The organism is Nocardioides luteus, assembly GCF_014648595.1.
In the GTDB taxonomy this organism is placed as follows: domain Bacteria; phylum Actinomycetota; class Actinomycetes; order Propionibacteriales; family Nocardioidaceae; genus Nocardioides; species Nocardioides luteus.
On the sequence record NZ_BMRK01000021.1, the window covers coordinates 46,263 to 60,528 of the forward strand.

Sequence of the window (14,266 nt, forward strand, 5' to 3'; positions counted from 1 at the left end):
AGAGCTCTGACTGCCGCTCGCTGACGCTCGCTCATCTACCCAGCTCCTCCAGTGACGGGCCGATCCGGTTGCTTCGCCCGAGCCGCGGCTCGAGGAACTCCTTGGTCGCGACGAGCCGCTCGGCCACGCTGCCGCGGACCTCGATCCACGGCACCGGCTGGCCGGCCAGCACCTCGCGGAACCGCTCCTGCATCCGGTGCCGGAGATGCTCCCCGTCGCGCATCCCATCCTGCACGAACGGGATCTCGTCGCCGGTCAGGACGTACGCGACCGGCCGGTGCTCCGCGGCGCGCCGCAGCAGCCGCTCGGGCGCGGTGCCGACGTAGCGCTCGTGCCACAGCGTCGTGGCCAGCACGTCGGTGTCGCAGACGAGAACAGGCTTCGGCACCCGGCGCCGGGCGGCGTCCTCCCAGCCGATCTGCCGGTCCACGACGAGGTCGAACTCCTCGCTGCGCCACGGGGCGAACAGGCCGCCGTCGCGCGTCTCGGACCAGAGCCGGCCGTACTCCGGGACCCAGTGGGTGCCGAGGTCGGCGGCCAGGTGCTCGGCGAGCGTGGTGGTGCCGGTCGACTCCGCGCCGAGGACCACCACCCGCTCGGTGAGCCAGGCGCGCACCGGGGCGGGCAGCTCGGCCCACTGGGCGGCCGGGTCGAGGCGTACGGCGGTTCCGGAGACGGCGTTGAGCGCGCGGCCGGGATCGACCTGCACCCAGGTCGCGTCGAGCCGGCGGGCGAGCTCCTCGCCGTAGGCGTCGGAGGAGAAGACGGCGTCCACGGGCGCCGGGAGGAGCTCGGAGATGACCACCATGTGCTCGTCCCAGGCCGCGGGGTCGGCGAAGTCGATGCGGGCCTCGTCCATCCCGGCGACCACGTGGGCGGTCGGGTGCTCCTCGCGCAGCCATTCCGCGCGCACCTCGAGCGGGATGGTCTCGACCTGCGAGCCGAGCAGCTCGACGGTGACCCGGTCGCAGGACCGCAGGGCGGCCCGGATGAGTGCCTGGTGGCCGGCGTGGAACGGGTAGAACTTCCCGAGCACCATGCCGTGGCGATAGGGCTTCGCAGCGAGCTCAGACACCGACGGCCTCCTTCTCTCGCGAGGTCGTCAGCACCCGACGCCAGTCGCGCAGCGCGACCAGGACGATCACGCAGAAGCCGAGGTAGAGCACCGCGGTCGGCCACAGTCCCTTGTAGGCGTAGAGCCCGACGGAGACGACGTCGACGGCCAGCCAGACGAGCCAGCACTGCCACCAGCGCCGGTTGAGCATGATCTGGGCGATGACACTGCCCGCCGTCACGGTCGCGTCGGGCAGCTCGGTCGTGGAGTCGGTGAAGGCGTGCAGGACGTACGCGATCGCTGCCAGCGCCACCACGAACCCCAGCGCCAGGAGCAGCAGCGTGCCGGTCGAGGCGACGCCGACGAAGGCATCGTCGCGCTGCAGATGTGCCTCCGACTCGCGGCGCCGGGCCCGCGCCCAGTCGATCCAGCCGGTCACCGAGAGCACCATGAACATGATCTGCAGCGCCGCGTCGGCGTAGAGCGCACTCTCGGTGAAGACGACGAGGTAGAGGGCGGTGTTCGCGATGCCGACCGGATAGGTCCACATGCTCCGGCGTGCGGCCAGGATCACGCACGCCGCTCCGGTGACGACGCCTGTGATCTCGACCCAGTGCGCCACCAGCCAACTCTGCATGGCCGAACCTTATGGGACGGAAGGGGCCCGGATGCTCGGGTTGAGCATCCGGGCCCGTTCGTCCGTCCCAGGGATACCCGGTCGACCGGGTATCCCTGGACTTGTCGGGTGTTTCAGTGCCCGTCAAGTCCATGAATACCCGGTCAACCGGGTATTCATGGGGCTGGTGTGACGGATGTGACTCAGCGCTTCCCGATGGCCGCCTTGGCGTCCACGATGCCGCTGCCGTAGAACCCGTTCGGCGCCTTGCCGCCTTCACAGGTGTGGGTGGAGGTCACCGTGGAGCCGTCGGGCAGGTGGCGTACGTAGGTGTAGTCGGCCGGCTCGGGGCAGGCCTTCTTCGTGGCGGTCGAGCGCAGGATCTTCTCGACCTTGGCGGGGGCGAGGGTCTTGCCGGAGAGGTCGTGCTTGCCGTACTTGCCGACGATCAGCGCGGCCACACCAGCGGCGTGCGGGGAGGCCATCGAGGTGCCCTGCAGGTACTGGTAGTAGGAGCACTCGCCGCTGGAGCAGTCCGCGACCGCCCACGGCACCAGGACCTCGCCGGTCGCCGGGTCGATCGCGCCCTCGGCGACAGCCAGGTCGTAGGGGTAGGCGGCCAGGATGGTGGCGGCGTAGTCGCGGGTGCCGTCGGCCGAGTCGTACGCATCCCCACCAGGCGCCGCGACGTCGACGAAGCCGTTGCCGTAGCTGGAGTAGTAGGACTTGCGCTCGGACGGGCCGGTGGCGCTGACCGCGATGACGCCCTTGCCCTCGGTCGGCATCGAGACGCACGTCTTCGGGTCGAGCAGGTCACGGACGTAGGCGGCCTCGCCCGGCTCGCTGGCGAAGTCGGGGCTGCTCGCGTCCGTCTGCGGCTTGGTGTAGTCGATCGCCTGGTTGCCGGCGGCGGCGACCAGGGTGACGCCGCGGGAGCGGGCGAAGTCGAGGGCACGCTGCATCGCGGTGATGATCGTGGCCTGCTCGGCCTGGTCCTCGGGGGAGTCGGCCGGGTGGCTGGTGCAGTTGAAGAGCCACGGGTCGATGTAGTAGCTCATGTTGACCACGTCGATGCCGTGACGGCCGGCGTAGGTCAGCGCGTCGACGGACGGCTGCAGGAAGAAGTAACCGGAGTCCTGGCCGGCGCGCAGGTTGACGATGTCGGCCTGCGGGGCGACACCGGAGATGCCCACGCCGTTCACGGGCGAGGCGATGGTCGAGGCGACGTGGGTGCCGTGACCGTTCTCGTCGACGTCGGCCGCGTCGAAGCAGGAGCCGTCGGCCTCCTCCTCGCACGGACCGTCGACGGTGTCGCCGTTGGCGTCGACCGGGATGTCGGTGGTGAAGTTGCGGCTGAGCCGCGCGTCGAAGTTGGGGGCGATGTCGGGGTGGGACCCGTCCACACCGGTGTCCAGGATGCCGACGCGGACACCCTTGCCGCGCTCGGTCTTGTTGGCCGCGGGCGCGTCGATCTGCGCCATGTCCCACTGCAGGGCCGAGAGCGGCTCGGTCTTGCCCTTCGGCTTGGGAGGCTTCGGTCCTTTGCCCTTGTGGCCGCGGAACTCGGTCTCGACCTTCGACGCCTTCTGCTTGCGGACCTTGCTCGCCGCGTCCGGGGTGTTCGCACCCACGATCCTGTCCTGGGCGGCGCCGACGAGCGCACCCGAGGCGTTCGCGGCGGCCGCGAAGTCCTCGCCCGCGGTGACCGTCGCGACGCCGATGTCCGTGTTCTCCGAGACGATCTCGCCCCCGGCGGCCTTCACTGCGGCACGGGCGCTGGCGGCCGAGGATCCCTCGGCGTACGCCACGACATAGCGGATCTCCTGGTCGGAGGTGGCGTTGCCCGAGCTCGCCATGACGAGGGTGCCGGTGACCCCCAGCGCGACCGCCGTCGCGCCTGTCAACAACCTACGCATGCTGTCTCCATTCCCGAATCGGTGGTCGAGATCGTCGGCCACCCCTGCCTGGCCCTTGTCGGTCCGACAGTGGGCCCAGCATGCCCTAGTCGGCATCGGGGGAACAGAGTTTCGGGGCCTCTGGAAAGTCAATAATCGAGTCGTGAGTGAGTGCTCACTCATTTAGGCTCGTCGATGTGGACGAACGACGTACGCGGGCCAAGCCGATTCCCGCAGCCGATCGCCGTGCGGCGATCATTGCAGCGACCGAGACGCTGCTGATCGAGCACGGCACGTCGACGACGACGCGGCTGATCGCCGAGGCGGCGGGAGTCGCGGAAGGCACCATTTTCCGGCACTTCCGCGACAAGCGCGAGCTCTACCGGGCGGTGGCCGAGAACGTCTTCGACCCGGTCAAGGCCGGCGAGGCGATGCGCGAGGTCGTCGAGGGCGAGACCGCCATCGAGGACAAGCTCCGCGCCGTCATCGAGCTGCTCGCCGCGTCCTCGCAGCGGGGAGTCCTCATCATGATGGCGGTGCGCTCGGCCGTGGTCGAGGCCTCCGGGCCCGATGACGTACGCCAGCCGGCGGGCCCTCCGGGCCCGATGACGTACGCCAGCCGGCGGGCCCGCCGGCGTTCCTCATCGAGGCCAACCGGGCCCTCGTGGACAACCTGACGCGGCTCGTCTTCGAGCCGCATGTCGACGAGCTGCGGCTGCCGCCGCGCAAGGCCGCGCTCGTGCTGCGCAGTCTCACGGTCGGGGCCTGGCTCCCCGGTCTGCACCGAACCAACCAGCCGCTGAGCAGCGACGACGTCATCGACGTGCTGCTCGGCGGGATCCTGCTCCACAGCTGACCTGAGAGACCTCTTCACATGCTTCTCCGACTCCTGCGGGACCACCTGCTCCCCTACAAGAGATTCCTGATCGTCATCGCGATCCTGCAGCTCTTGTCGACCTCGGCGTTCATGCTGCTGCCCAGCCTGAACGCCGACATCATCGACAACGGCGTGGCCGAGGGCGACACCGCCTACATCATGCGCATCGGGGCGATCATGCTCGCCGTGGCGCTGGTGCAGATCCTGTGCTCGGTCGCCAGCGTCTACTTCGCTGCGCGGAGCTCGATGAGCTTCGGCCGCGACCTGCGCGCCGCGATCTTCGCGAAGGTCGGCTCCTTCAGCGCCCGCGAGGTCGGCCGCTTCGGTGCCCCCTCCCTGATCACCCGCACCACCAACGACGTCCAGCAGGTCCAGATGCTCGCCGTGCTGACCTGCACGCTCGCGGTGATGGTGCCGATGATGATGGTCGGCGGCGTCGTGATGGCCATCCGGGTCGAGGCCGGCCTCTCCTGGCTGCTCGCCGTGGTCATCCCCGTGCTGCTCCTCTCCATGGCCGTGATCGTGCGCGGCATGGTGCCCAACTTCCGCAAGGTGCAGGAGCGCATCGACGCGGTCAACCGCATCCTGCGCGAACAGATCACCGGCATCCGGGTGATCCGCGCGTTCGTCCGCGAGCGTCAGGAGACCGAGCGCTTCGCGAAGGCCAACGACGAGCTCACCGACGTCGCGCTGCGCGCGGGCCGCTGGATGTCGACGATGTTCCCGCTGATGATGCTGGTCATCAACGTCGCCAGCGTGGCAGTGATCTGGTTCGGCGGCATCCGGGTCGACAACGGGGAGATGCAGGTCGGCCCGCTGACCGCCTTCCTGCAGTACCTGATGCAGATCCTGATGTCGATCATGATGGGCACGTTCATGCTCATGCAGGTGCCGCGTGCGTCCGTCTGCGCCGACCGGATCGCCGAGGTCCTCGACACCGAGGCCAGCGTGGTCCCGCCGACCGACGGCGTCACCGAGATCTCCCGCCGCGGCCACGTGGACCTCGTGGGTGCCGGCTTCACCTACCCCGGCGCCGACCACCCCGTCCTCCACGACCTCACCTTCGAGGCCCGGCCGGGGCAGACCGTCGCGATCATCGGCTCCACCGGTGCCGGCAAGACGACCCTCCTCGGCCTCGTCCCGCGGCTCTTCGACGCCACCGCCGGTGTCGTGCGCGTCGGTGGCACCGACGTACGCGACCTCGACCCGGCCACCCTCCGCAGCACCCTCGGGCTGGTGCCGCAGAAGGCCTTCCTCTTCACCGGCACCGTCCGGTCCAACCTGCTCCAGGGCAAGCCGGACGCCACCGACGAGGAGATCTGGCACGCGCTCGAGGTCGCCCAGGCGCGCGACTTCGTGGAGCGGATGGCGCCCGAGGGCGGCACCGGCCTCGACGCCGAGATCGACCAGGGCGGCACCAACGTCTCCGGTGGTCAGCGACAGCGCCTGGCCATCGCCCGGGCGCTGGTGAGGAGGCCCGACATCTATCTCTTCGACGACTCCTTCTCCGCGCTCGACGTCGCCACCGACGCCCGGCTCCGGGCCGCGCTCGCCCCCGAGACCCGCGACGCCACGGTCATCGTGGTCGCCCAGCGCGTCTCCACCATCCGCGACGCCGACAAGATCCTCGTGCTCGAGGACGGCGCCATCGTCGGCGAGGGCACCCACGAGCAGCTGCTCGCCGAGAACCCCACCTACCAGGAGATCGTCTCCTCCCAGCTCAGCGCCGAGGAGGCTGCAGCATGAACACCCCACGACGTCCTCGCTCCGCTCCGGGCGCCGCGGGGACCCCGAAAACCATGAGCGACAAGGCCGAGACCGAGCAGCCCGGTCAGATGAAGAAGACCGAGCGGATCGTACGTCCCGCCGGCGGCCCCGGACCGATGGGTGGCGCCGGCGCGGTGGGGGACAAGGCGATGGCCTTCGGTCCCTCGGCCAGGCGCCTGCTGCGCCGGATGGCGCCCTACAAGATCCACGCCTGCGCCACGATCGTGCTCGCGGCGATCAGCGTCACGCTGATGTCGCTGGGCCCCTGGCTCCTCGGCCGGGCGACCAACATCATCTTCGGCGGCATCTTCTCCCGAGAGCTACCCGCCGGAGTCACCCAGGAGGAGGCGGTCGAGGGCCTGCGGGCCCAGGGCGACGACAAGCTCGCCGACATGCTCTCCGGGATGGACTACGTGACCCCGGGGCAGGGCGTCGACTTCGACGCGCTGCGCAACGCGCTTCTCGTGGTGCTCGCCGTCTACGTGGTGGCCTCCCTGCTCTCGTTCGCGCAGGGCTGGATCCTCAACTCGGTGGTCCAGGGTACCGTGCGCGGCCTGCGCGAGGACGTCGAGAAGAAGGTCCACAACGTCCCGCTGTCCTACTTCGACAAGCAGCCGCGCGGCGAGCTGCTCAGCCGGGTCACCAACGACATCGACAACATCAGCCAGACGCTGCAGCAGACCTTCAGCCAGGTGCTGACCGCGCTGTTCACGCTGGTCACGGTCCTGTTCATGATGTTCTGGATCAGCCCGATGCTGGCCCTGATCTCGCTGATCGCGGTGCCGGTCTCGCTGCTGGTGACCGGCATGGTGATGAAGCGCTCGCAGGGCCAGTTCGTGGCCCAGTGGCGCCACACCGGCAAGCTCAACAGCCACATCGAGGAGACCTTCTCCGGCCACGACCTGGTCAAGGTCTTCGGCCGTCAGGAGGAGGTCGAGAAGACCTTCGCCGAGGAGAACGACAAGCTTTTCGGGGCGGCCTTCAAGGCGCAGTTCATCAGCGGGATCCTGATGCCGCTGATGATGTTCGTCGGCAACCTGATGTTCGTGGTGGTCTGCGTCGTCGGGTCGCTCCGCGTCGCCAGCGGCGCGCTGAGCCTCGGTGACCTGCAGGCCTTCATCCAGTACTCCCGCCAGTTCACCCAGCCCATCACCACTCTCGCCTCGATGATGAACCTGCTCCAGTCGGGCGTCGCCTCGGCCGAGCGTGTCTTCGAGCTCCTCGACGCCGAGGAGCAGTCCTCCGACGCCGGTGCCGCCCGTGCGGACGCCGAGGGTGCCGGCGAGGTCCGCTTCGAGCACGTCTCCTTCTCCTACGACAAGGAGAAGCCGCTCATCGAGGACCTCTCCCTGGTCGCCCGCCCGGGACAGACCGTCGCGATCGTCGGCCCGACCGGCGCCGGCAAGACCACCCTGGTCAACCTGATCATGCGGTTCTACGAGCTCGACGCCGGCCGGATCACGCTCGACGGCGCCGACATCGCCTCGATCCCGCGCGCCGACCTGCGTGGCCGCACCGGCATGGTGCTCCAGGACACCTGGCTCTTCGAGGGCACGATCCGCGACAACATCCTCTACGGCCGGCCGTCCGCGACCGAGGAGGAGCTGCTCGAGGCCGCCCGGGCGACGTACGTCGACAGGTTCGTGCACTCGCTGCCCGACGGTTACGACACCCTGATCACCGACCAGGGCGGCAACCTCTCGGCGGGCGAGCGTCAGCTGGTGACGATCGCGCGAGCCTTCCTCGCGGAGCCGTCGCTGCTGATCCTCGACGAGGCGACCTCCTCGGTCGACACCCGCACCGAGCTGCTGCTGCAGCACGCCATGGCCGCGCTGCGCTCGGATCGTACGTCCTTCGTGATCGCCCACCGGCTCTCCACCATCCGCGACGCCGACCTGATCCTGGTCATGCGGGACGGCGCGATCGTCGAGCAGGGCACCCATGCCGAGCTGCTCGAGGCCGACGGGGCGTACGCCGAGCTCTACCAGTCGCAGTTCAGCCACCCGCTCGTGGAGGTCTGAGGTAGCGGTGTGCGAGCTTGCGAGCACGCCGCTAACCCGAAGAGGCCGAGCGAGCCCCACCGGCGAGCTTGCGAGCCGGCGACGGGCGGGTCGAGACCAACACAGTCCCAGGGAGCGCCGAAAGGACCGTGTTGGTTTCGACACGCTCGCTGGCGCTCGCGGCTCGACCAGCCGGGCGCGGTGGTCGAGCTCGTCGAGACCGACACCGTCGTCCTGAGAACCGAGCGGACGAGAAAACCCTTTGAATCCGGATCGCTTCGACGCCTACCGTTGAAGCACACGGGAAAGGAGGTGATCCGATCAGATGAAGAACGATTGGATGCGTGAGGTGGCTGCTCGCTAGCAGCTTCCCGGACAAGGGATGTGGGCTGGCAATCCAACAGCAGCCACCCGACCCGCAGGCGTACCGGACTCATCCACCGGGTTGGCCAGAGGCCCGCCTGCGGGTCGTCCCATTTCAGATGAGCGGACCAGAAGCGCGGATCAGAGGCGCAGATCACATCGCCGGCGAGCCTCGACAAGTTGTGTTCCGCAACTATCGGGACGTACATTGGTTGTAGATGTCAACCAATTCCTGAGAGTCAGGTCTTCACTTGTCAGAGTCGCAGCTTTCCTCGCGTGCCGAAGAGGCGCCGGAGATGACCCACCGTCAGATCATGGAGGTCCTCTCGGGCCTTCTGATGGCGCTCTTCGTCGCCATGCTCTCCAGCACGTCGGTCGCCAACGCACTGCCGCGGATCGTCACCGACCTGGACGGCACCCAGGGTGGCTACACCTGGATCGTCGTCTCCAGCATGCTCGCGATGACCGCGACCACCCCGATCTGGGGCAAGCTCGCCGACCTCTACAACAAGAAGGTCCTGGTCCAGGTCGCGCTCGGCCTGTTCATCGTCGGCTCCGCGATCTGTGGGCTCGCGCCGTCGATGCCGGTGATCATCACCGGTCGTGTCATCGCCGGTCTCGGCATGGGCGGCATCGTCGCGCTGATCCAGGTGATCATCGCGATGATCGTCTCCCCGCGTGAGCGCGGCCGCTACTCCGGCTACATCGGCGCGGTCTTCGCGCTCGCCACCGTCATCGGCCCGCTCGTCGGCGGCGTGATCGTCGACTCCTCCTTCGGCTGGCCCGGCGTCTTCTACGTCGGCGTCCCGTTCGCTGTCGTCGCGTTCGTCCTGCTCCAGAAGACCCTCCACCTCCCGCACGTACGCCGCGAGGTCAGCATCGACTACCTCGGCGCGTTCCTGCTGGTCAGCGGTGTCTCGATGCTGCTCATCTGGGTCACCCTGGGTGGTCAGTCCTTCGAGTGGGCCTCGCTCACCTCGTACGCCCTGGTCGGCGGCAGCGTCGCCGTGCTGGCTCTTGCGCTCCTGGCCGAGGGCCGGATCGCCAAGGAGCCGATCATCCCGCTGCGACTCTTCCGCGACCGCACCATGGTGCTGTCCACGGTCGCCTCGTTTTTCGTCGGCGCCGGCATGTTCGGCGCGACGGTCTACCTGCAGCAGTACTTCCAGACCGCCCGCGGCATGACGCCGACCCACGCCGGCCTGATGTCGATCTGCATGGTGCTCGGCCTCTCCGGCGCCGGCATGGTCACCGGCCGGCTGATCAGCGCGAGCGGCCGCTGGAAGCGCTACCTGGTCTTCGGCGGCATCATGCTGCCGATCGGCCTCTACCTGCTCAGCACCATCGACGAGAACACCCACCTGGCCGTGGTCGGCGCCTTCATGGCCGTGGTCGGTCTCGGCGTCGGCTCGACCAACCAGAACCTCGTGCTCGCGGTGCAGAACAACCTCGACAACAAGGACATGGGTGCGGGCTCCTCGGTCGTCGCCTTCTTCCGCTCGATGGGCGGCTCGATGGGCATCGCCGCGCTCGGCGCCGTGCTCTCCCACCGGGTCGAGGACGTCATCACCGACGGTGTCCCGCAGTTGGTCCGCAGCGGCAAGGTCACGCCCGAGGAGCTGCAGAGCCTGCAGAGCGGCGGGCTGGCCGACCCGTCGAGCATGCCGCCCGCGATGCAGGCGCTCTACGAGCACGCCTTCGCGGTGGCGACCGCCGATCTCTTCCTGGTCGCCATCCCGTGCGCGCTGATCGCGCTGATCGCTATCCTTGGCATCAGGGAGGTCCCGCTCAAGACGAGCATCAAGAACGAGCTCCCCGAGGAGATGGCCGTCCCGGTGGCCGCGACCGTGCCCGAGGGAGCTGTTCGGAATTGACCGCCACTGACCAGTACGCCGACCAGTACGCCGGGGGTGCCGTGACCGCCGAGGGCGACGAGATCGATGAGAGCCGGGTCGACTCGCTGGTCCGGCTCGAGGCCGAGCTCGGCGTCTTCCTGCGGCGTGGGAAGCGGGCGATGGGTGCCCGTGGCCGGATGCTCCACCCCGATCTGCCGCCCGGTGGCTACATGCTGCTGACCTGGTTGGCCGAGCACGGGCCGGTGCGCGCATCGGCCCTGGTCGACGGCCTCGGTCTCGACAAGGGTGCTGTCAGCCGGATGGTGCAGACGATCATCGACCTGGGTCTGCTGGAGCGACACCCCGACCCCGCCGACGGCCGCGCCAGCCTGGTCTCGGTCACGGAGAAGGCGCGCGAGGGGCTCGACCGCGTGGCACGGGAGCGCCGCGTACGTTTCAACGACCGGCTGGCCGGCTGGACGCCGGGCGAGATCGATCAGCTCAGCGCTATGCTTGCCAGATACAACGAAGCCCTCGAGGGCCAGGGCTCCTAGGGGATCAGGCTCGCGCGCTGGTCTCTCCTGCAGGCCGATGTCGTCCGGGACACACCCTGCTGGGTTCGGTTTTTTTGACTGATTCAAGGATGTAGGATTAACCCGTGAGCGACCTCATCGACACCACCGAGATGTACCTTCGCACCATCTATGAGCTGGTCGAAGAGGGGATCGTTCCGCTGCGCGCCCGCATCGCCGAGCGCCTCCACCAGTCTGGTCCGACCGTCTCCCAGACCGTCGCCCGGATGGAGCGCGACGGTCTGCTCACCGTCGAGGGCGACCGCCACCTCCAGCTCACCGACGAGGGCCACCGCCTGGCCACCCGGGTGATGCGCAAGCACCGTCTCGCCGAGCGTCTGCTCACCGACGTGATCGGTCTCGAGTGGGAGCTCGTCCACGAGGAGGCGTGCCGCTGGGAGCACGTCATGTCCGAGACCGTCGAGCGCCGCCTGCTCGACCTGCTCGGCGACCCGACCGAGTCGCCCTACGGCAACCCGATCCCCGGCCTCGACGAGCTCGGCGGCAAGCCGGTCGACGAGGACTTCATGGCCGGCGTCCAGTCGCTCACCGCGGCGGCCGGCTCCGAGCTCGCCACCGTGCTGGTGCGACGCATCTCCGAGGAGATGCAGAAGGACGAGTCGCTGATGAGCGCCCTGCGCCGCGTCGGCGCGATCCCCGACCAGACCGTGGCGATCAAGGCGACCCCCGACGGGGTGATGCTCGGCTCCGGTGGCGAGACCGCGGAGATCATCCCCGAGGCCGCCGACCACATCTTCGTCAAGGCGCTCTGACCCACTCCTTCACCTTCGACCGGCTCGATCCGAGCCGGTCGAATCGTCTCGACGTCGGCACGATCTGGCACATGGCTCTGGACCGATTACGCGTTAGATGCTTATGTTTGATGCGCGGGGGCTGCTGAAGGCCGGTTCATCGGGACGGGTTTTCGGCAGTTGTCATGTCGAGACTTGCGGGGGTCTCCGGAGGGGAGAGCTCTATGGAGGTCGTTCACCTGCCCGCTCGCGGTAGCGAGCTGGACGAGACGTTCCGCCCGGTCGCCGTCCACCACACCGACACCGGCCTGACCCGTCATCTCGAGCGCGGCGAGGAGATCGTCCTCACCGACGTCGGTGGTGATTTCCACAGCGCCAAGGTGCTCCTGATCGACGAGGGCCCGGTCTACCACTTCTTCATCGGGGCCCGGCTCTCCGTGGACGAGGCCGCCGGCCGGATGGCCACGGTGCCGCTCCACTCACGCTCTGCCTGAGCTCCTGCTCTGCGCCAGGGCGGTGAGGAACTCGCTGGTCCCCATCTCCAGCTTGTACGTCGCCTCCCCGTCGCCCCTGGTGGCACCGCGGTTGACGATGACGACCGGGGTCCCGGCCTTCGCCGCGCGGCGTACGAACCGATAGCCGCTCATCACCGCCAGGCTCGAGCCCGCGACCAGGAGCACGCCCTTCCCCTCGTGCTCGTGGTCGCGGGCTGCGAGCGCATCGACCGCCTCCATGCACCGGGCGACCCGGTCCTTCGGCACGTTCTCCCCGAAGAAGACGACGTCGGGTTTGAGGATGCCGCCGCAGATCTCGCAGTCGGGCACGGCGAAGTCCCGGGTCTCCTCCAGCGCGACGTCACCGTCGGGGCGGCTCTCCACGTCGGCGTGCGCCTCGGCCCAGCCCGGGTTGAGCGCCTCCATCCGCTCCTGCAGGTCGCGCCGCGGGCTGATCGTGCGGCAGGACAGGCAGATCACGTCGGCCACCCGGCCGTGCAGGGTCACGATCCGGCCGCTCCTGGCCAGCTCGGGCGTCGCCTGCTCGTGGAGACCGTCGACGTTCTGGGTGATCAGCAGCTCCGGGTCGATCGCGGACAGGGCCAGGTGGCCGGCGTTGGGCACCGCACTGCCCATCCGGCGCCAGCCGAGGTGGCTGCGGGCCCAGTAACGCTGCCGCGCCTGGGGTCCGGCGATGAACTGCTGGTAGGTCATCGGCTGCCGGGCCGGGCTGCCCGGGCTGCGGTAGTCGGGGATGCCGGAGTCGGTCGAGACGCCGGCTCCGGTCAACACCACGAGGCGCCGGTCCTCGAGGAGGGCCAGCGCCTCGGCGTACGCGTCCTTGGTCGCCCCCGCGGCGAGCGTCACGAGGCGTACCTGGCCTCCGCGCGCGCCTTGCGCTTGGCGGCCTCGACCTCACGGTTCTTCTTGGGCGCGTTGGTGACCAGGTCGTCGAGGAGGTGCTGGGTGACGTGGGCGATCTCCGCGACGGCGCGGTCGAAGGCCTCCTGGTTGGCGGCCGAGGGCTTGGTCGTGCCGCTCACCTTGCGGACGAACTGCAGGGCGGCAGCGGTGACCTCGTCGGACGTGGCGGGCGGCTCGAAGTTGTGGAGCGGTCGGATGTTGCGGCACATGCCATCCACGGTACTCGGATGTCCGAGGAGGTCAGCGGCTTCTTCCGGGTGCGTGCGAGGGCGCCTGGCCGCGCGGGTGCGGCGGCACCGGGCCGCCGTTGGTGGAGCCCTTCGGCTGCCGGAGGTCGTCGGCCGGGGGAGCGGGGCGGGGCACCACCCCGTCCTCGAGGAGCTGGCTGGCCATCAGCGCGGCCTGGGTGCGGTGGCTGACCCCGAGCTTGGCGAGCAGGCCGGTGATGTGGTTCTTCACCGTCTTCTCGGCGAGCACCAGCCGGTCGGCGATCTGCCGGTTGGAGATGCCCTCGGCGAGCAGCACCAGGATGCGCCGCTGCTGCGGGGTCAGCTCGGCGACCACCTCGTGCATCCGGCGGCGCTCCTCGACGTTGTGGACGACCTTGGCGGCCGCCTCGGGGTCGAAGAGGGTGTGGCCGCTGGCCACCAGACGGACGCCGGAGACGAGGCTGCTGGCCTCGATCTGCTTGAGCACGTAGCCGGCCGCACCGGCCATGATCGCCTGGCTCATCACCTCGTCGTCGGCGTCGGTGGCCAGGATCATGCAGCGGATGTCGCTCTTCATCGCCAGCGCCTCCCGGCAGAGCGCCACACCGGAGGAGTCGGGCAGGTGAGCATCGAGGATGAGTACGTCGGGGCGGAGCGTCGCGATCAGCGGCCGAGCCTCGGCGGCCGAGCGTGCCTCGCCGACGACCTCGATGTCGGGCTCGGGCTGCAGGACCGTGCGTACGCCGACGCGCACGACGTCGTGACCGTCGGCCAGCAGAACGCTGATCACCGCGTCACCCACAGGCTCGTCTCACTCATCTCGTGGTCGGGGATGGTGCCTGGTCACTCGCACACTCGAGGCCGGTTCTCGAAAGAAACCGCTCAAGCGTATCCCTATTGATGCAACA

14 protein-coding genes are annotated in these 14,266 nt (G+C 69.1%); 8 read left to right on the forward strand and 6 right to left on the reverse strand.

Annotation, left to right across the window (positions count from 1 at the left end):
• Positions 1 to 31 precede the first annotated feature (31 nt).
• The 3 genes from IEY81_RS20345 to IEY81_RS20355 form a co-directional block, all read right to left on the reverse strand.
• A complete protein-coding gene (locus IEY81_RS20345; RefSeq protein WP_229788025.1) occupies positions 32 to 1,075 on the reverse strand; it encodes an AAA family ATPase in 1,044 nt (347 codons plus the stop codon).
• On the reverse strand, positions 1,068 to 1,691 hold the full coding sequence (pnuC, locus tag IEY81_RS20350) for a nicotinamide riboside transporter PnuC (RefSeq protein ID WP_189120320.1): 624 nt from the start codon (positions 1,689 to 1,691) through the stop codon (positions 1,068 to 1,070). The genes IEY81_RS20345 and pnuC overlap by 8 nt, the downstream gene beginning before the upstream one ends.
• 182 nt (positions 1,692 to 1,873) lie before the next feature.
• A complete protein-coding gene (locus IEY81_RS20355; RefSeq protein ID WP_189120321.1) occupies positions 1,874 to 3,586 on the reverse strand; it encodes a S8 family peptidase in 1,713 nt (570 codons plus the stop codon).
• A 176-nt stretch (positions 3,587 to 3,762) separates the two neighbouring features.
• On the opposite strand from IEY81_RS20355, the gene IEY81_RS20360 reads away from it, so the two are divergent.
• The 8 genes from IEY81_RS20360 to IEY81_RS20395 all read left to right on the forward strand — a co-directional run bounded on the left by IEY81_RS20360 (position 3,763) and on the right by IEY81_RS20395 (position 12,225).
• Complete coding sequence (locus tag IEY81_RS20360) at positions 3,763 to 4,242, forward strand: TetR/AcrR family transcriptional regulator (RefSeq protein WP_189120322.1); 480 nt, start codon at positions 3,763 to 3,765, stop codon at positions 4,240 to 4,242.
• The gene (locus IEY81_RS20365; RefSeq protein ID WP_189120323.1) at positions 4,230 to 4,421 is read left to right on the forward strand and encodes a hypothetical protein; all 192 of its coding nucleotides are present in this window, start codon (positions 4,230 to 4,232) and stop codon (positions 4,419 to 4,421) included. The genes IEY81_RS20360 and IEY81_RS20365 overlap by 13 nt, the downstream gene beginning before the upstream one ends.
• 18 nt (positions 4,422 to 4,439) lie before the next feature.
• Entirely contained in the window at positions 4,440 to 6,188 is a 1,749-nt protein-coding gene (locus IEY81_RS20370; RefSeq protein ID WP_189120324.1) for an ABC transporter ATP-binding protein, read from the forward strand.
• Positions 6,189 to 6,241: 53 nt separating this feature from the next.
• Complete coding sequence (locus tag IEY81_RS20375) at positions 6,242 to 8,230, forward strand: ABC transporter ATP-binding protein (RefSeq protein ID WP_189120325.1); 1,989 nt, start codon at positions 6,242 to 6,244, stop codon at positions 8,228 to 8,230.
• Positions 8,231 to 8,868: 638 nt separating this feature from the next.
• Positions 8,869 to 10,446: an MDR family MFS transporter gene (locus IEY81_RS20380; protein ID WP_229788026.1), complete on the forward strand. Its 1,578-nt coding sequence runs from the start codon at positions 8,869 to 8,871 to the stop codon at positions 10,444 to 10,446.
• A complete protein-coding gene (locus IEY81_RS20385; RefSeq protein WP_229788027.1) occupies positions 10,443 to 10,961 on the forward strand; it encodes a MarR family winged helix-turn-helix transcriptional regulator in 519 nt (172 codons plus the stop codon). Before IEY81_RS20380 ends, IEY81_RS20385 begins: the two co-directional genes overlap by 4 nt.
• A gap of 104 nt (positions 10,962 to 11,065) precedes the next feature.
• Positions 11,066 to 11,752 carry an iron-dependent transcriptional repressor DtxR gene (locus tag IEY81_RS20390; RefSeq protein WP_189120327.1) on the forward strand — a complete coding sequence of 229 codons (687 nt, stop codon included), beginning with the start codon at positions 11,066 to 11,068 and terminating at the stop codon, positions 11,750 to 11,752.
• Positions 11,753 to 11,955: 203 nt separating this feature from the next.
• Complete coding sequence (locus IEY81_RS20395) at positions 11,956 to 12,225, forward strand: hypothetical protein (protein WP_189120328.1); 270 nt, start codon at positions 11,956 to 11,958, stop codon at positions 12,223 to 12,225.
• Here the strand turns inward: IEY81_RS20395 and IEY81_RS20400 are convergent.
• From IEY81_RS20400 to IEY81_RS20410, 3 genes are read right to left on the reverse strand one after another with little or no spacing between them, the layout of a single operon-like run.
• Positions 12,211 to 13,092: a Sir2 family NAD-dependent protein deacetylase gene (locus IEY81_RS20400; protein ID WP_189120329.1), complete on the reverse strand. Its 882-nt coding sequence runs from the start codon at positions 13,090 to 13,092 to the stop codon at positions 12,211 to 12,213. The genes IEY81_RS20395 and IEY81_RS20400 overlap by 15 nt on opposite strands.
• Positions 13,089 to 13,358 (reverse strand): DUF2277 domain-containing protein, encoded by a 270-nt coding sequence (locus IEY81_RS20405; RefSeq protein ID WP_189120330.1) that lies wholly within the window; start codon positions 13,356 to 13,358, stop codon positions 13,089 to 13,091. The genes IEY81_RS20400 and IEY81_RS20405 overlap by 4 nt, the downstream gene beginning before the upstream one ends.
• A gap of 31 nt (positions 13,359 to 13,389) precedes the next feature.
• Complete coding sequence (locus IEY81_RS20410; RefSeq protein WP_229788028.1) at positions 13,390 to 14,160, reverse strand: response regulator; 771 nt, start codon at positions 14,158 to 14,160, stop codon at positions 13,390 to 13,392.
• Positions 14,161 to 14,266: the final 106 nt, after the last annotated feature.

What these genes read in the sequence shown, in the direction of transcription:
- pnuC (WP_189120320.1), bottom strand. Translation starts at nt 1,691, where the DNA reads ATGCAGAGTTGGCTGGTGGCGCACTGGGTCGAGATCACAGGCGTCGTC.
- IEY81_RS20355 (WP_189120321.1), bottom strand. Translation starts at nt 3,586, where the DNA reads ATGCGTAGGTTGTTGACAGGCGCGACGGCGGTCGCGCTGGGGGTCACC.
- IEY81_RS20370 (WP_189120324.1), top strand. Translation starts at nt 4,440, where the DNA reads ATGCTTCTCCGACTCCTGCGGGACCACCTGCTCCCCTACAAGAGATTC.
- IEY81_RS20375 (WP_189120325.1), top strand. Translation starts at nt 6,242, where the DNA reads ATGAGCGACAAGGCCGAGACCGAGCAGCCCGGTCAGATGAAGAAGACC.
- IEY81_RS20380 (WP_229788026.1), top strand. Translation starts at nt 8,869, where the DNA reads ATGACCCACCGTCAGATCATGGAGGTCCTCTCGGGCCTTCTGATGGCG.
- IEY81_RS20395 (WP_189120328.1), top strand. Translation starts at nt 11,956, where the DNA reads ATGGAGGTCGTTCACCTGCCCGCTCGCGGTAGCGAGCTGGACGAGACG.
- IEY81_RS20405 (WP_189120330.1), bottom strand. Translation starts at nt 13,358, where the DNA reads ATGTGCCGCAACATCCGACCGCTCCACAACTTCGAGCCGCCCGCCACG.